Here is a 17,370-nt window from a genome sequence, read left to right as displayed (position 1 = left end):
CGCCCCGCAGGGGCGCGGGGAACTGCGCGAGCAACCACTCACCCACAGTCAGGTCGCGTCCACGTGCAGGTCACTCTCCTGCGCCGCGAGCCTGCTGGTGGGCGCCTTCCTCCCCAGTCGACGTCCAGCCATAGGAGCTCCGTCTCATGTCCACCATCCCCGTCATGATCCCGTGGCTCGGCGACGAGGAGGCCGAGGCCGCCGCGGAGGCCGTGCGGTCCGGGTGGGTGGCGCAGGGCCCGCGGGTGGCCGCGTTCGAGCGGGCCTTCGCGGAGTACCTGGGGGTGCCGCACGCGGTGGCGGTGTCGTCGTGCACGACCGCCCTGCACCTGGCACTGATCGGGGCGGGGGTCGGGCCGGGCGACGAGGTGGTGGTGCCCTCGCTGTCGTTCATCGCGACCGCCAACGCGGTGACCTACGTGGGGGCCACGCCGGTGTTCGCGGACGTCGACCCGCGCAGCGGCAACCTCACGCCGGAGACCGTCGAGCCGCTGCTGACCGAGCGGACCACGGCGGTGATCGCGGTGGACCAGGGCGGCATCCCGGTCGACCTGGACGCACTGCTCGCCGTCACCACGCCGCGCGGGATCACCGTGGTCGAGGACGCCGCCTGCGCGGCGGGCTCGCGGTACCGGGGCCGGGCGGCCGGCGCGGGGGCGGCGATCGCGGCGTTCTCGTTCCACCCGCGCAAGCTGCTGACCACCGGCGAGGGCGGCATGATCACCTGTCAGGACGGCGAACTCGCCGCCCGGATGCGGCGGTTGCGCGAGCACGGGATGAGCGTCTCGGCGGCCGACCGGCACGCGGCGTCGGGCGGGGCGGGCCTGATCGAGACGTACGACGAGATCGGGTTCAACCACCGGATGACCGACGTCCAGGCGGCGATCGGGCTGGTGCAACTCGGCAAGCTGCCCGCGATGGTCCAGCGCCGCCGTGAACTCGCCGACCGCTACCGGGAGTTGCTCGGACCCGAGCTGGCCGGGCGGATGGTCGCGGACCCGGCGCACGGGACGGCCAACTTCCAGTCGCTGTGGCTGATGCTCCCCGACGGCGCGCCGGACCGCAACGAGGTGCTGGCCCGGCTGGCCGCCGACGGGGTGTCGGCGCGGCGCGGGATCATGGCCGCGCACCTGGAGGCCCCGTACAAGGGGACGGCCCGGGTGCCGCTGCCGGCGACCGAGACGATCACCGCGCGGAGCCTGGTGCTGCCGCTGTTCCACTCGCTGACCCACGCCCAGCAGGACCAGGTGGTCGCGGCGTTGCGGGCGGCACTGGGGTGACCCGGATCAGGCACCTGGGGCACGCCGGCTTCACGGTCGAGCACGGCGGGCTGCGCCTGCTGATCGACCCGTGGTTCCACCCGGCGTTCCTCGGGGCCTGGTTCCCCTACCCGGACAACCGGGCGCTGCTGCCCGAGGTGCTGGCGGGGGCCTACGACTACCTGTACGTCTCGCACCTGCACGAGGACCACTTCGACGCCCGGACGCTGGCCGGGATCTCCCGGGAGACCGCCGTCCTGGTGCCGCGGTTCCGCAGCCGCGCGCTGGCCGGGCGGCTGGCGGCGCTGGGGTTCCGGAACCAGATCCCGCTCGGGCACCGCGAGCAGTGGCGGCTGGGACCGGACGCCACCGCCACCATGCTGCTGGACACCAGCCACAAGGAGGACAGCGGCCTGCTGCTCGACCTGGGCGGGTACCGCTTCCTCGACCTGAACGACTGCAACACGCCGATGTCCGAACTGCCCGGCGACGTCGACCTGCTGGCCGCGCAGTACTCGGGCGCGATGTGGTACCCGAACGCCTACGACTACCCGCCCGAGGTGATGGCGGAGAAGACCGCCGCGGTCCGCGCCGACCTGCTGGACACCCTGGTGCGCAAGGTCCGGCTGACCGGGGCGCGGGCCTACCTGCCCTCCGCCGGGCCGGCCTGCTTCCTCGACCCGGAGCTGGACCGGTTCAACGACCGGGCGGCGACCATCTTCCCGCACTGGGAGGACGTCGCCGGGGAGTTCGCCGCCGCCTGCCCCGACGTCGAGGTGGTCCGCACCGCGCCCGGCGACACCGTCGACGCCCCGACCGCCGAGCGGCCCTGGCTGGACGACCCGCCCCGCTACCTGGCCGCGTACCGGGAGCGCCGCCGCCCCGAGTGGGAGGCGTACCGGCGCCAACCCTGCCCGCCGCCCGGCGCCGAGGAGGTGGCCGGGTACTTCGGGCGGCTGCAGCGCCGCAACCGGCCGCTGCTCGCCGGGTACCGGGGCGGGCTGCGGATCGAGGCGGGCGGCACCGCCTGGGGCCTGACGCTCGGTGAACTCGCCGACCGGGTCGAGCTGGAGGATGAGCCGGTCGACCCGGCGTACACCATCCGGGTCCCGCCGCCGGCGCTGCGCGCGATCCTGGACGGCCGGGCCGGGTGGGAGGAGGCGCTGCTGTCGATGCGGCTGTCCCTGCACCGCGAGCCGGACGTCTTCGACCTGACCCTGCTCGGCCTGCTGCGCTACGGCCACCAGCCCGCGCAGACCCGGCAGTTGGTGCGCGAGCGGGCCGGCTCCGGGGAGATGGTGGAACGCGACGGGCTGCGCCTGCAGCGGTACTGCCCGCACGCGGGGGAGGACCTCGGGCACGCCGTGATCGCCGACGGCGTCATCGAATGCCCCCGCCACCACTGGAAGTGGAGCGCCGCCACCGGCGCCTGCCTGTCCGGCGGGGCACTGCCGCTGGTCGTCGAGGCGGCCGAGCCGCCGGTCGCCGAAGCCCTGTCCATCGAACCCGAGAGGCCCATCCGGTGAACGACATCCCCCTGGTCGACCTGCGCGCCCAACACGCCGAGATCGCCGACGAGGTCCGCGCGGGCTTCGACGCGGTGCTGGCGAGCGGCGCGTACATCAAGGGGCCCGACGTGGCCGCCTTCGAGCAGGAGTACGCCGCGTACTGCGGCGTCGCCCACGCCGTCGGCACCGCCAACGGCACCGACGCGCTGGAACTCGCCCTGCGCGCGCTGGACCTGCCGGCCGGCGGGGGAGTGGTGCTGCCCGCCAACACCTTCGTCGCCACCGCCGAGGCGGTGGTGCGGGCCGGGCTGACCCCGGTGCTGGTCGACGCCGACCCCGAGCACCTGCTGATCGACGTCGAGCAGGCCGCCGCCGCGGCGGGCACCGCGGTGGCCCTGATGCCGGTCCACCTGAACGGGCAGCTCGCCCCGATGGAACGGCTGCTGGAGATCGCCGGAGACCTCCCGGTGGTCGAGGACGGCGCCCAGTCGCAGGGCGCCACCCGGCACGGCCGCCCGTCCGGCAGCTGGGGCCGGATCTCGGCGACCAGCTTCTACCCCGGCAAGAACCTCGGCGCGTACGGCGACGCCGGCGCGGTGGTCACCGACGACGCCGACCTCGCCGCCGCGGTCCGGCTGATCGGCGACCACGGCTCGGCCCGCAAGTACGTCCACGAGCGGTTCGGCTTCAACTCCCGGATGGACACCCTGCAGGCCGTGGTGCTGCGCGCCAAGCTGCGCCGGCTGCCCGAGTGGAACGCCGCCCGCCGGGCCGCCGCCGAGCGCTACGACAAGCTGCTCGGCGGCCTGGAGGGCGTCACGCTGCCCCGGGTCCTGCCCGGCAACGAGCACGTCTGGCACCTGTACGCGGTGCGGGTCGAACGCGACCGCGACGGGGTGCTGGCCGCCCTGCAGCAGGCCGGGATCGGCGCGGGCGTGCACTACCCGGTGCCGGTCCACCTGCAGCCGGCGTTCCGTCACCTCGGCCATGCGGAAGGCGCTTTCCCGGTCACCGAGCGGGCCGCCGCCGAACTGCTCACCCTGCCGCTGTTCCCGCAGCTCACCGAGGACCAGCAGATCCGGGTCGCGGAGGCGCTGAGCACGGCCGTCCGCCGCGCCTGACGGTCCGTCGACACCCGGCCGGACGGGGTCCGGCCGGGTACCCCCGCGCCCCTGAAGGACATTCGTCAGTGCCCTACCCTGGACCCCAGGATTTTCGGCTTCTGCCAGTGGGGGACCCCAGATGACGACAGGTCGGCCCGGCACCGCCGCCGCCGTGCCCAACGCGGCCTACGCGGGCCAGGTGGTGCAGTTCCCGGACCCGGTCCGGGCCGAGCGGCACCCCGCGGGCGTCCGCGTCGACGAGTCCGGCCACCCGGACTTCGCGCCGTACGCGGCCGCCGTCGCCGAGGTCGCCGACCCCCCGCAGGGCTTCGGCGTCGACGAACTCCGGCTGACCGACTACGTCTCCGCCAACGCCGCGCTGTACACCCAGGGCCACCCGCTCTGGGCCGACCTGGAGACCGCCGTCGCCACCCCGGCCGGCTGGACCTGGCACCACGTCATCGGCCGCGCCCCGGCCGGCTGGCGCCGGATGGAACTCGTCCCGGTCGAGGTCAAGGCCCTGTTGCGGCACCACGGCGGCCTGGCCGTCTCCACCGCCGACCACACCCGGCGCGGCACCCGCCCGCTGCAGGAGCACCGCCCCGTCCACTTCCCGCTCGCCCGGGACGGCGGCGACCCGGTCGCCGTCACCGAGGACCTGGTCCAGCGCGCCGAACAGCGCCTCGGCCACCCGCTGCCGGCCGCGTACCGCGACTTCCTGAAGCTCTCCGGCGGCCGCGCCCCCGCAGGCGTCGCCCTCGACGTGGACCTCGGCCTGCTGCTCGACCAGCCCTTCCTCACCCTCACCGAGGAGTACGGCGTCCAGGACCTGGTGTACGCCAACAAGTGCCTGCGCGACCACCTCACCAAGGACTACCTCGCCGTCGCCTACCTCCAGGGCGGCCTGCTCGCCGTCAAGGTCCGCGGCGAGCAGACCGGTTCGGTCTGGTTCTGCCCCTACGACGACGCCCGCGACGAGGGCGGCGACGAGACCCCCGAGCAGCGGGTCGAGCGCCTGCTGCTGCCCTGCGGCGACAGCTTCGACGCCTTCCTGCTCCGGCTCGCCGGCAGCCCGTCCGAGCTGGAGACCGTCGCCGAACTCATGGTGGACGGCGGGTTCGCCCGCGCCGTCCCGCTGAACTGACCGAACGACAGGGGTGGGACGAGCCGTGGTGACCACGTACGCGCAGGCGCAGGAAGCCGCCGAGGACTGGATCAACGCCGGAGTGCCGCGCGCACAGCAACGCGAGGTACGGGTCCGGGAGTTCGACCTGGGCTTCGTCTGCTGGGCGGTCGACGGCAGCGAGGGCAGCGGCGAGGCCGGCAGCTCGCTGCGGCTGGTCATCGCCCGCGACAGCGGCGCCAGCACACTGTGGCCGCCGCTGCCGGTCAACGAGGTGGTCCGCCAGTTCGAGGAGCAGTACGGCTCCCGCGCCGAACCCAACCCGGCCGGCGCCGCCAAGCCGGTCCGCGGCGCGGTCGAGGCCACCTCCTTCCTGCTCAGCCCCCCGCAGTGGCTGCACGAGGCCGCCGACGCGGCGATCGCCGCCGAGTCCGTGCAGCTCGCCACGCCCCCCGCCTCCGACCGCCCGGCCGGCGACGCGCCCACCTTCCTCTCCCCGCCGCCCGCGGCCTTCCCGGCCACCGACCCGTACGCCGCCACCGCCCAGCTCCCGGGCACACCGGCTGCCGGCGCAACCCCCGTGCCAGGCACGCCCGTTCCGCCTCCGAGCTCGCCCTTCCCGCCCCCGCCGCCATCCCCGGGCACGCCGCCGGGCGGCACCGCGTTCCCGCCGCCGCCGGTGAGCGTCCCGCCGTTCCCCGGCGGGACTCCCGTGCCCGGTACGCCCGTTCCGCCTCCGGGTTCGCCCTTCCCGCCTCCGCCGCCCTCCCCGGGCACGCCGCCGGGCGGCACCGCGTTCCCGCCGCCGCCCGGGGCGACTCCGCCGTTCCCGCCCGGCGGTCCTGACGGTCCGTCGGCTCCCGCGCCGTCGATCGACCACGCGCCGACCATGCTGGCCAGCGACGGCCCGCCCGGGCTGATGGGCCTGCCCGGGGCGCCGGGCCGCGGCGGGCCGACCGCCCCGCCGCCGCCCCCGCCGGGCGACCTGCTGCCGCCGGTGGGCGGTCCCGCGCACGGTCCGGGCGGACGCGTCGGCCCCGGCGCGCCCCCGCCCCCGCCGCCGAACGACCTGCTGCCGCCGGCCGGCGGCCCGGCGCACGGTCCGGGCGGGCGCAGCGGTCCGGGCGCCCCGCCGCCGCCCCCGCCGGGCGAGCTGCTCGGCGGCGCCCCCGCGCAGCCGTTCGCGCCGCCCGCCCCCGAGCCGCAGCCCGGCGCGGGTCAGGACGCGGCGGCCGTCGCCTACCAGGCCACCCAGCTGGCCCCGGCGATCGAGCTGTCCGCCCCGGCGCCGGGCGCGACCCCGCCGTTCCCGGGCCCGCCGATGCAGGGCCCGCCGCCGGCCAACCCGTTCCCGGCCCCGCAGCAGCCCTTCCCGGGCCAGCCGCCGTTCCCGGGCGCCCCGGTGCCGCCCGGCCCGCCGTTCCAGGGCCCGCCGCCCACCCCGCAGGGCTACGGCTTCCCGGCCGGCCCGCCGGCGCCGCCCGCGCCGGTCCCCGGCCCGGTGCCGATGGGCGCCCCGCCGCAGGCCGCCGCCCCGGTGCCGCCGCCCGGCGTGCCCGCGATCGGCCCCGGCACCCAGGCGGTGGTCAGCTACCGCGGGCCGGACGGCTCCGAGCAGAACGTGATCATGCGCAGCGAGCCCGGCACCCCGCACCCGGAGTGGAAGGCCCTGCAGGAGCTGCGCCGCCTCGGCGTGCCCGCCGACCAGGTGCTGGAACTGCACACCGACCTGGAGCTGTGCGACCTGCCCGGCGGCTACTGCGCGCGGATGGTCAAGTCCTCGTGGCCGAACGTCCGGATCAGCCACACCGTCCCGTACGGCCGCGACGCGCAGGCCCGGCAGAACGGCATGGGCCTGCTGTACGAGCACCTCGACCAGCTGCACCAGCTGGCGTCCGCCCCGCAGCGGCCGCGCGCCGTCCGGGTGCCGCTGCCGCCGCCCGGCGCCGTCCCGCCGCTGCCGCCGCTCGCCCCGCAGCAGCTGGCCGCGGAGCTCGGCCAGTACTTCGGCGCGGGCGTGTTCCGGTTCGAGCAGCGCGCGGTGGCGCGGCAGGGAGTGCCGGAGCAGGTCGCGCAGACCCTGATGTGGGTCGGCCTGCCCCGTGAGTTCGCGCCGTTCTTCTGGGCCCAGGCCCAGGAGGGCCGACCGATCCCGACGCTCGCCGAACTCGCCGCCGAACGCGGCCTGCCGGCCGGCCCGGACTTCGGCGGCTACCTGGTCCTCGGCAACGACTACGGCCGCCAGCTGTGCGTCCAGTACGGCACCGCCGCGGTGGTCGCCGTCGACCTGGAGAACCCGGCCGAGCCGCCCCGGTTCGTGAACAGCGGAGTCCCCGAGTTCGTCCGTAGCCTGGCCGTGCTGGGCCGGATGTGGCGGCTGCGCTACGGTCTCACCCCGGAGCAGGCCGGCCGCTGGACCACCGACCTCCAGGCGCAGCTGCTCGCGGTCGACCCGGCCGCGCTGCACACGCCGGAGAGCTGGTGGTCCGTGCTGGTCGAACAGCTCTGGGACGGCCTGCTGTAACCCCGGCCGTGCGGCCGGTTCCCCCGGCCGCGCGACCGCGGCCTGTTTGGTTTGCGTTCGTATGTGCGCAAAATAGGTCAATGGGACGGGTTAACCCGTGCCCTCCGCACCACGCACCCGGCGGGGCTGCGCAGCCCGCGAGCACGAGGGGATCAGCCTGATGAGCGACGCCGTGTCCCAGTACGGCTTCACCGTCTCCAGGCGCGGCTACGCGCCCGAGCAGGTCGACGCGGCGGTCGCCGCGCTCGCCCGCGACCGTGACGAGGCCTGGGAGCGGCTCAGCGTTCTCGGCTCGGGCATCCGCGAGATGGAGAAACGACTCGCCGAGGTCCAGCAGGCCGCCCAGGACGCCCCCGACCCCGACTACGCCGGCCTCAGCGAGCAGGCCGCCGGCCTGCTGAAGACCGCGCAGAACGAGGCCGAGGCGATCCACACCAAGGCCCGGCGCGCCGCCGAGGACTCCCGCGACGCCGCCCACGAGGCCGGCGAGGCCGCCGCCGAGGCCGCGAAGCAGTACGCCGCCCAGCAGCGCGAGGACGCCGAACAGGCCGCCCGCCGCACCGCCGAGCGCACCCGCGCCGAAGCCGAACGGGTACGCGCCGAGGCCGACGCCGAGGCCCGCGCCGTGGTGCACGCCGCCACCGGCCACGCCGCCCGGGTCCGGGTCGCCGCCGCCGACGCCTCCGAGCAGTCCGAGGTCGCCCTCGCCGAGCGCCGCCGCAAGGCCGACGAGGAGGTCGCCACGGCCGAGACCGAGGCGGACGCCGCCGTCGCCGAGATCACGGCCGCCGCCGAGCGCCGGGTCAAGGAGGCCGAGCAGCACCGCGAGGCGATGCTCGCCGAGGCCCGCCGGCTCGACACCGCCGCCCAGGTCAAGGCCGACACCGCGATCGCCGCGGCGAAGGAGAAGGCCGACCGGATCCGCAAGGCCAGCGAGCAGGACCAGGCCGACTTCACCAAGCGCCTCGACAAGGTCCAGACCCACCTCGACCACATCAAGGGCACCCTCGCCTCGCTGCGCGGCGCCGCGGTCGGTGCGATCGAGCCCGAGGAGGAGGCCGCCGCGGAGGGGCCGAAGGCCGGGTCGAAGAAGGCCGACCTGACCAAGCCGCCGGTCGCCGACGACGCCACCACCGTCCTGCGCAAGACCGAGGACCCGCGCAAGCCCTTCGCCGCCGACCCCCCGGAGCCCGCGGCCCCGCCCGCCAAGCCCGTCCCCAAGATCGTCATCGTCGACGACGGCCTCGACCACGACACCCGCCCCGACAAGGGCCGCATCACCCGCAAGGGCTGACTTCCCAGCCGGGAGAAGCTGCACGATCAGGGGCTCGGGGAACTGCGAGGCGAGTGCCCGGTGGTCTGAGCTCGGCCGGCGGTCTCGGAGACCTCGAGCCGAGTCGAGACCTCGCAGACACCGCCTCGCGTTTCCCCGAGCCCCGATCGTCAGAGCACTTCGACCGCGGCGCCCGTCAGTCGGCGGCGGCAGTCGAGGACGTACTGCGCGTGGGCGGTGATCGCGTCGTAGTCGAACTCGTCGTGGTCCGCGAGCAGCACCACCGCGTCGGCGGCGGCCAGTTCCTCGGGGGTGGCCTCGACACGGTGGACGGTGGCGAGCGGGCCGCCGTCGTGGTCGGGGGTGCGCTGGCCGGGGACGTGCGGTTCGGCGACGTGGACGCCGGAGACCACGTGCGGGTCGGCGGCGCGGACCTCGGCGCCCATCTTGGCGAGGAGTTCGGCGACCCTCGCGGCGGGCGTCTCCCGGGCGTCGCCGGTGTTCTTCTTGTAGGCGAGGCCGAGCAGCAGCACCCGCGAGCCGTTGACGGAGCGCCGGCGCTGGTTGAGCGCCTGCGCGAGCCGCCGCACCACGTAGTCGGGCATGTGGCTGTTGACGTCGTTGGCGAGTTCGACGAAGCGGAAGGACTGGCCGAGGGCGCGTTCCACCCGCCAGGACAGGTAGGACGGGTCGATCGGCAGGCAGTGCCCGCCGACGCCGGGGCCGGGGGTGAAGCGCAGGAAGCCGAACGGCTTGGTGGAGGCCGCGTCGATCGCCTCCCAGACGTCGATGCCGAGGTCGTGGGCGAACATCGCCAGCTCGTTGACCAGGGCGATGTTGACGTGCCGGAAGGTGTTCTCCAGCAGCTTGGTGAGTTCGGCCTCCTTGCAGGAGGAGACCGGGACGGTGCGTTCGACCAGCTGCCCGTAGAAGCCGTCGACCGCGGCCAGGCCCTCGGGCGTGGTGCCGGAGACCACCTTGGGGGTGTTCTCCAGCTTCCACTGCGGGTTGCCGGGGTCGATCCGCTCGGGGCTGTAGCCGAGGTGGAAGTCGGCGCCCGCGCGCAGGCCGGAGCCCTCCTCGAGCAGCGGGGCGAGCAGCTCCTCGGTGGTGCCCGGGTAGGTGGTGGACTCCAGGACCACGGTGGCACCGGGCTTCAGGTGCCGGGCCAGCAGCATGGCGGAGGACTCGATGTAGGAGAGGTCGGGCACCCCGTCCCGCAGCGGGGTCGGGACGGTGATCACCGCGATGTCGAAGTCCGCCACGTCGGCGGGCTCGGCGGTCGGCAGGTAGCGGCCGGAGTCGAGCAGCGGGCGCAGCCGGTCGCCGGGGATGTCCTCGACGTAGGACTCGCCGACGGCGAGCCGCTTGATCCGGCGCACGTCCACGTCGTAGCCGACCACGGTGTGGCCGACCTCGGCGGCGCGGACGGCCAGCGGCAGTCCGACATAGCCCTGACCTGCGATGACGACGCGCATGACGAAGAAACCCCCTGGATCGACGCCGGTGTCCCCACACCTTCTTCACATGAGGGTACGGAGCGGCGGTGTCCGTGCGGGGCGCTTCCGGCGAAGTGGGGCGGACGGTCTCGCACACGCCCCGGAAAAGCGTGACGCCGAGACCCGCGGCGCCCGCCCCAGGCGGACGCCGCGGTCCCGGCGTGAGTGGCACGGGCGCCCCCACCCAGGGTCGCCCGGCCTTCGCACTCCCGACCCCCATCGAGGTGCGATCGCGCTTCCACAGCCATCCCCCACGGTTGGATGCGGCGTGCGCTGAGACCATCTTGCGCGGCGACCATGGACGGACAGTGACAGGAGTGTGTCGCCCGCATGATCTCTGGACGAGCCCGCCCGAATAACGGAGAGAGGGCTCGGACCTGCCGCGCCGCGTGCCGACCGCCGGTGCGGCGTAGGCTGGATACCCCCCGGGCGCACCGCGTTCCGGGCCGTTCGCGTTGCCCGGCCGGCCTCCTCGCGCCGGGCCCACTCCCCGCCGTGGAGAACTTGACGTATGAGCCTGTCCGGACTGCTCGATGTCGTCGTACGCGACGCCGCCCTCGCCGAGGCGATCGAGGCGGCGGCCACGGGCCACAGGCAGCACCTCGACCTGGTCGGCCCGCCCGCCGCGCGCCCGTTCGCGATCGCCGCGCTGGCCCGTTCGCTGGCCGCGCGGGCCGGGGAGCGCGGCCGCCCGGTGCTGGCGGTGACCGCCACCGGCCGGGAGGCCGAGGACCTCGCGGCCTCGCTGCGTTCGCTGCTGCCGCCGGACGCGGTGGCGGAGTTCCCGGCCTGGGAGACCCTGCCGCACGAGCGGCTCTCGCCGCGCTCCGACACCGTCGGCCGCCGCCTGGCGGTGCTGCGGAGGATCGTTCATCCTCGGGCGGACGACCCCGCGGCCGGGTCGGTGCAGGTGGTCGTCGCGCCGGTGCGCAGCGTCCTGCAGCCGCAGGTGAAGGGGCTGGCCGAGCTGGAGCCGGTGGCGTTGCAGCGCGGTGAGCAGCACGACCTGGGCGAGGTGGCCCGCAAGCTCGCGGCGGCCGCCTACGCGCGGGTCGAACTGGTCGAGAAGCGCGGCGAGTTCGCGGTGCGCGGCGGCATCCTGGACGTGTTCCCGCCGACCGAGGAGCACCCGCTGCGGGTGGAGTTCTGGGGCGACGACGTCGAGGAGATCCGCTACTTCAAGATCGCCGACCAGCGGTCGCTGGAGATCGCCGAGCACGGCCTGTGGGCGCCGCCCTGCCGCGAGCTGCTGCTGACCGACGAGGTGCGCGCCCGGGCCGGCGAACTGGCCGCGCGGCACCCGGAGTTGGGCGAGATCCTGGACAAGATCGCGCAGGGCATCGCGGTCGAGGGCATGGAGTCGCTGGCCCCGGTGCTGGTCGACGACATGGAGCTGCTGCTGGACGTGCTGCCGAGCGGTTCGATCGCGGTGGTCTGCGACCCGGAGCGGGTCCGCACCCGGGCCGCCGACCTGGTCGCCACCAGCCAGGAGTTCCTGGCCGCCTCCTGGGTGGCCGCCGCGGCGGGCGCCGACCGTCCGATCGACCTGGAGACGATCGACGTCTCCGCCGCCTCGCTGTGGTCGCTGGCCGACGTCCGGGAGCACGCCGCCGAGATCGGCCTGCCCTGGTGGTCGGTGAGCCCGTTCGCCACCAGCGACTCGAGTGTGAGCGCAATCCTCGAGTTCGACGCGGACACCCTGACGCTGGGCATGCACGCGGTGGAGGCGTACCGCGGCGACACCGCGCGGGCGATCGCCGACGCCAAGGAGCGCCTGGCCGGGGACTGGCGGGTCGTCATGGTGACGGAGGGTCACGGCCCGGCGTCCCGGCTCGCCGAGGTGCTCGGGAACGAGGGCATCGCGGCCCGGCTGGTCGCCGACCTCGCCGAGGCCCCGACCCGGGACGTGGTCTACGTCTCCTGCGGCTCGATCGAGCACGGCTTCGTCGACGAGCAGCTGAAGCTGACCGTCATCACCGAGACCGACCTGTCCGGCCAGAAGTCCTCCACCAAGGACATGCGGCGGATGCCGTCCCGCCGCCGCAACGCGATCGACCCGCTGGCGCTGGCGGCCGGCGACTACGTGGTGCACGAGCAGCACGGCGTCGGCCGGTACGTGGAGATGGTGCAGCGCACCGTCCAGGGCGCCACCCGCGAGTACCTGGTGCTGGAGTACGCCCCCGCCAAGCGCGGCCACCCCGGCGACCGGCTGTTCGTGCCGACCGACCAGCTCGACCAGGTCACCAAGTACGTCGGCGGCGAGGCCCCGACGCTGCACCGGCTCGGCGGCGCGGACTGGGCGAAGACCAAGCAGCGCGCCAAGAAGGCGGTCCGGGAGATCGCCGCCGACCTGATCAAGCTGTACTCGGCGCGGATGGCCGCCCCCGGCCACGCCTTCGGCCAGGACACCCCCTGGCAGCGGGAGTTGGAGGACGCCTTCCCGTACGCGGAGACGCCGGACCAGCTGACCACCATCGCCGAGGTCAAGTCGGACATGGAGAAGTCCGTCCCGATGGACCGGCTGATCTGCGGCGACGTCGGCTACGGCAAGACCGAGATCGCGGTGCGCGCCGCCTTCAAGGCGGTGCAGGACGGCAAGCAGGTCGCCGTGCTGGTGCCGACCACGCTGCTGGTGCAGCAGCACTTCTCGACCTTCGCCGAGCGGTACGCCAACTTCCCGGTCACCGTGAAGGCGCTGTCCCGGTTCCAGACCGACACCGAGGCGAAGGCCGTGCTGGAGGGCCTGTTCGAGGGCTCGGTGGACGTGGTGATCGGCACCCACCGGCTGTTCTCCTCGGAGACCCGGTTCAAGGACCTCGGCCTGGTCATCGTCGACGAGGAGCAGCGCTTCGGCGTCGAGCACAAGGAGCAGCTGAAGAAGCTGCGGGCCAACGTCGACGTGCTGACGATGTCCGCCACGCCGATCCCGCGCACCCTGGAGATGGCGGTCACCGGCATCCGCGAGATGTCCACCATCACCACCCCGCCGGAGGAGCGGCACCCGGTCCTCACCTTCGTCGGCCCGTACGACGAGAAGCAGATCGCGGCCGCGATCCGGCGTGAACTCCTGCGCGAGGGCCAGGTGTTCTACATCCACAACCGGGTCGAGTCGATCGACAAGGCGGCGGCGCGGCTGAAGGACCTGGTCCCCGAGGCGCGGGTCGCCACCGCGCACGGGCAGATGGGGGAGACCCACCTGGAGAAGGTCGTCGTCGACTTCTGGGAGAAGGAGTTCGACGTCCTGGTCTCCACCACGATCGTGGAGTCCGGCATCGACATCTCCAACGCCAACACCCTGATCGTCGAGCGCGGCGACACCTTCGGCCTCTCCCAGCTGCACCAGCTGCGCGGCCGGGTCGGCCGCGGTCGCGAACGCGGCTACGCCTACATGCTGTACCCGCCGGAGAAGCCGCTCACCGAGACCGCCCACGAGCGGCTGGCCACCATCGCCCAGCACACCGAGATGGGCGCCGGCATGTACGTCGCGATGAAGGACCTGGAGATCCGCGGCGCCGGCAACCTGCTCGGCGGCGAGCAGTCCGGCCACATCGCGGGCGTCGGCTTCGACCTCTACATGCGGATGGTCGGCGAGGCGGTCGCCGAGTTCCGCGAGACGCTGGAGGCCGGCGGCGGCGAGCCGGAGGAGGAGCCGCTGGAGGTCAAGATCGAGCTGCCGGTCGACGCGCACGTCCCGCACGACTACGCCCCCGGCGAGCGGCTGCGCCTGCAGGCGTACCGCTCGATCGCGGCGGTCAACTCCGAGCAGGACATCGTCCAGGTCCGCGAGGAGCTGACGGACCGTTACGGCAAGCTGCCCGAGCCGGTGGAGAACCTGCTGCTGGTGGCCGGGCTGCGGCTGTTCGCGCGGCGCTGCGGCGTCGGCGACATCACGCTGCAGGGCAACTTCGTCCGGTTCGGCCCGGTCGAGCTGCGGGAGTCCCAGCAGCTGCGGCTGAACCGGCTCTACCCGCGCACCCAGCTCAAGTCCGCCGCCCAGCAGCTGCTGGTGCCGCGCCCCAGCTCCGGCGGCCGGATCGGCGGGAAGCCGCTGGTGGGCCGGGAGTTGCTGTCCTGGTGCACGGAGTTCCTGAGCACCATGTTCGACGACCTGAAGCGGTAGCCGGTGCGGTCAGGGGCGTCGGGGGGATTCCCTCCGGCGCCCCTGACCGTTTCCCCCCCCCACGACCCGGTCAGCCGAGCTTCCACTGGCCGGTCTGCGGGGCGAAGTCGCTGTCCAGGGCGAACTGCGCCTTGTCCAGCTTGGCGTCGGCCGGCACCTCGAAGGTGATGAAGCCGAGCGCGCTCTCCCCGGGGGCGATGTTCGCCGGGACCTGGAACTCCGGGCCGGCCTTGGTCTCGGCCACGGTCGCGCCGAACGCCTGCCCTTGCACGTCGATCAGCTTGGCGCTGTTCTGCGGGGCGTCGCTGTAGGCGGCCTTGCCGGTCGCCTTGATCCGGAACTGCACCGAGACGAAGCGCTTGCCGTCGGCGGGCTTCGTGAACTCGTCGTTGCCCTCCGCGTTGTCGACCACCTTCACCAGCGTGACGTCCGCGGTGTTGGCCTTGTCGTTCCCCTTGAGCCCGATGGTGTCGCCGAGCTTGGCGACGGTGCCCTTCCCCGCGTCGCCGGCCGCCGGGGCGGAGGAGGCGGCGCCGCCGGCCGGGGCCGCGGCCGCGGTGCTCTTCGGGCTGGTGGAGACGGTGTTGTCGGGGCCGCAGGCGGTGGCGCCGACGGCGAGCAGGCAGGCGCCGAGCAGGACGGCGGCGGAGCGGCGGGTGGTGGTGCGAGCGGTCATGGCGGTCTCTCCCCCAGGGATTGCGGTGGGCCGGTCGTTCCGGCGATGGCTCCACTAGACCATGATGCTGTGAACAGTGTCAACGTAGATTCGAAAAAGAGCTCTGTTCACGTGTGAACCCGTGGCAGTGACGTGCTCGCTATGCTGTGTGGTCACACGCCGCCGTGAAGGAGTCAGCCGATGCCGGACCGTCCCGAGGTGACCGCCGCCGAGATCGCCCGGCTCGCCGGGGTCGGACGCGCCGCCGTCTCCAACTGGCGCCGCCGGCACGCCGACTTCCCGAAGCCGGCCGGCGGCACCGAGACCAGCCCGACCTTCCGGCTCGACCAGGTCGAACAGTGGCTGCGCGAGCAGGGCAAACTCGCCGAACTCCCGCTCCTGGAACGGATCTGGCAGCAACTGGAGACGCTCCGCGACCCGGCCGGACCCGCCGTCGCCCCGCTCGTCACCGCCGGAGCGCTGCTGCTCCTGCTGCACCGCGAGCCCGCGATCCGCGCCGAGCTCGCGGGCCAGCCCGACACCCGCCTCGCGACGACGCTCCCCAAGGCCCTCCGACGCGCCGTCACCGCCGCCCTCGGCCCCGACGCCCCCACCGCCCTCGCCCTCCCCCTGCTGGCCGGCGCCACCCACCTCGACCTGGCCCGCCTCCTCCTCCGCCTCACCACCGACACCACCCCCGCCACCGCCTACGAACACCTCCTCACCCGCCACACCGAAGCCAACCCCCGCCTCCCCCAGCCCATCCCCACCGCCACCGCGACACTGCTGGCCGCACTGGCCGACGTGTCGTCAGGTGTTGTCTCGTCGACTTCCTCCCCGGTCGTGTTCGATCCGGCTTGTGGGGCCGGGGGGTTGCTGCTTGCGGCGGTCGGTGGGGGGGCGTGGGTGGGGCAGGAGGCGGACGGGGGGTATGCCGGGGTGGCGTTGCTGCGGCTGGCGTTGGCGATGCCTGCGGGTGCGGGGCCGCTCGCGGTGGAGGTGGCGGCGGGCGACGCCTTGCGGGCGGACGCCTACCCGGGGCTGGCGGCGGACGCCGTGGTGTGCCGGCCGCCGTACAACGAGCGGGACTGGGGGCACGAGCAGCTGCAGTACGACGCGCGCTGGCCGGGCGGGGTGGTGCCGCCGCGCGGGGAGTCGGAGCTGGCCTGGGTGCTGCACTGCCTGGCGCACACCCGGCCGGGCGGGGTCGCGGTGGTGCTGCTGCCGCCGACCGTGGCGTCGCGGCGGGCCGGGCGGCGGGTCCGGGCGGAGCTGGTGCGCTCGGGCGCGCTGCGCGCGGTGGTGGCGCTGCCCGCGGGGGCGGCGCCGCCGTTCGGGGTGCCGCTGCACGTGTGGGTGCTGCGCGGGCCGGTGCCGGGGGACGGCTTCCGGCACGTGCTGCTGCTGGACGCCTCGGCCGAGGGCGGCCGCGAACGTACCGACCGCGACGCGCTGCACCGCACGGTGCTGGCGTCCTGGCGGGAGTTCGACTCGGCGGCCCGCACCGGCGCCCCGCTGCCCGCGGACCGTCCGGGCCTGTCCCGGGCCGTCCCCGCGCTGGACCTGCTGGACGACGAGACCGACCTGACCCCGGCCCGGCACCTGCCCGCCGCCCCGGCCGAGGCCGCGCCGGACACCGTCGCCGCGCTCCGGCTGCGCCTGGCCGGGCGGCTCGCGGACCTCGCCGACCTGGACGCCGCGCTGCCCGCCGTCCGCGCGGCCGCCGCGCCCGCGGCCCCGCAGGTGAGCATCGGCGAACTCGCTCGCTCCGGCGCCCTGGAGGTGCACTCCTCCGGGCAGGGCACCCCGGTCCGGCCGGGTGGCGGCGTCCCGCTGCTCACCGACCAGGACCTGCTGACGGCCGCCCCGCCGAGCGCGACCGCCGACGCCCCCGGGGTGACGGTCCGTCAAGGCGACGTGCTGGTTCCCGCCCTCGGGGGTGAGACGGCCTGCGCGGTGCACCCCGGCAGCCCGTATCTGGGGGCGGCGCTCGGGCCCCGGCTGCACCTGCTGCGGCCGGACCCGGCGGTGCTCGACCCGGACTTCCTGGCGGGCCAGTTGCGGGCCACCGGCGCAGGGCGGCGGGCCAGCAGCTACGCCTCGACCACCACCCGGCTGGACATCCGCCGGGTGGAGCTGCCGCGCGTCCCGGTGGAGCAACAGCGTTTGCTGGGCGCGGCGTTCCGGCGGATCGCCGAGTTCGAGGGGGCGCTGGCCCGGGCCGCCGCCGAGGCGCGGACGCTGACCCGGGCGCTCACCGACGGCCTGGCGTCCGGGGGCACCGAACCGGCCTGACGGCGACTCAG

At 74.8% G+C, this 17,370-nt stretch carries 10 protein-coding genes; 8 read left to right on the top strand and 2 right to left on the bottom strand.

Features of this window, described 5'->3' with window-relative positions; translation table 11 throughout:
* Nucleotides 1-146 precede the first annotated feature (146 nt).
* The 6 genes from ACWD4U_RS13050 (at nucleotide 147) to ACWD4U_RS13025 (ending at nucleotide 8,811) form a co-directional block, all read left to right on the top strand.
* Nucleotides 147-1,280, top strand: coding sequence for a DegT/DnrJ/EryC1/StrS family aminotransferase (locus ACWD4U_RS13050; protein ID WP_363451933.1), 1,134 nt, complete (start codon nucleotides 147-149; stop codon nucleotides 1,278-1,280).
* On the top strand, nucleotides 1,277-2,785 hold the full coding sequence (locus ACWD4U_RS13045; RefSeq protein WP_363451931.1) for an MBL fold metallo-hydrolase: 1,509 nt from the start codon (nucleotides 1,277-1,279) through the stop codon (nucleotides 2,783-2,785). Before ACWD4U_RS13050 ends, ACWD4U_RS13045 begins: the two co-directional genes overlap by 4 nt.
* Nucleotides 2,782-3,888, top strand: a complete 1,107-nt coding sequence (locus ACWD4U_RS13040) for a DegT/DnrJ/EryC1/StrS family aminotransferase (RefSeq protein WP_363451929.1) — start codon at nucleotides 2,782-2,784, stop codon at nucleotides 3,886-3,888. Before ACWD4U_RS13045 ends, ACWD4U_RS13040 begins: the two co-directional genes overlap by 4 nt.
* A gap of 121 nt (nucleotides 3,889-4,009) precedes the next feature.
* Nucleotides 4,010-5,014: an SMI1/KNR4 family protein gene (locus ACWD4U_RS13035; RefSeq protein ID WP_363451927.1), complete on the top strand. Its 1,005-nt coding sequence runs from the start codon at nucleotides 4,010-4,012 to the stop codon at nucleotides 5,012-5,014.
* Between the two features lie 25 nt (nucleotides 5,015-5,039).
* Nucleotides 5,040-7,517 (top strand): SUKH-4 family immunity protein, encoded by a 2,478-nt coding sequence (locus ACWD4U_RS13030; protein ID WP_363451925.1) that lies wholly within the window; start codon nucleotides 5,040-5,042, stop codon nucleotides 7,515-7,517.
* Nucleotides 7,518-7,677: 160 nt separating this feature from the next.
* On the top strand, nucleotides 7,678-8,811 hold the full coding sequence (locus ACWD4U_RS13025) for a coiled-coil domain-containing protein (RefSeq protein WP_363451923.1): 1,134 nt from the start codon (nucleotides 7,678-7,680) through the stop codon (nucleotides 8,809-8,811).
* Between the two features lie 149 nt (nucleotides 8,812-8,960).
* Here ACWD4U_RS13025 and ACWD4U_RS13020 read toward each other — a convergent pair whose 3' ends face one another.
* Complete coding sequence (locus ACWD4U_RS13020) at nucleotides 8,961-10,268, bottom strand: nucleotide sugar dehydrogenase (RefSeq protein ID WP_363451921.1); 1,308 nt, start codon at nucleotides 10,266-10,268, stop codon at nucleotides 8,961-8,963.
* A 532-nt stretch (nucleotides 10,269-10,800) separates the two neighbouring features.
* On the opposite strand from ACWD4U_RS13020, the gene mfd reads away from it, so the two are divergent.
* On the top strand, nucleotides 10,801-14,409 hold the full coding sequence (gene mfd / locus ACWD4U_RS13015) for a transcription-repair coupling factor (protein ID WP_363451919.1): 3,609 nt from the start codon (nucleotides 10,801-10,803) through the stop codon (nucleotides 14,407-14,409).
* A gap of 70 nt (nucleotides 14,410-14,479) precedes the next feature.
* Here the strand turns inward: mfd and ACWD4U_RS13010 are convergent, their stop codons facing one another.
* Nucleotides 14,480-15,085 carry a DUF4352 domain-containing protein gene (locus tag ACWD4U_RS13010; protein WP_363451917.1) on the bottom strand — a complete coding sequence of 202 codons (606 nt, stop codon included), beginning with the start codon at nucleotides 15,083-15,085 and terminating at the stop codon, nucleotides 14,480-14,482.
* 180 nt (nucleotides 15,086-15,265) lie between these two features.
* Here ACWD4U_RS13010 and ACWD4U_RS13005 point away from each other — a divergent pair, with 180 nt between their 5' ends.
* Complete coding sequence (locus tag ACWD4U_RS13005; RefSeq protein WP_363451915.1) at nucleotides 15,266-17,359, top strand: N-6 DNA methylase; 2,094 nt, start codon at nucleotides 15,266-15,268, stop codon at nucleotides 17,357-17,359.
* The last annotated feature ends 11 nt before the right edge of the window (nucleotides 17,360-17,370 follow it).

It is taken from the genome of Kitasatospora sp. NPDC002522 (assembly GCF_053595195.1).
Note: the sequence above shows the minus strand (reverse complement) of the source record. Positions and strands in the feature narration are given on the sequence as shown.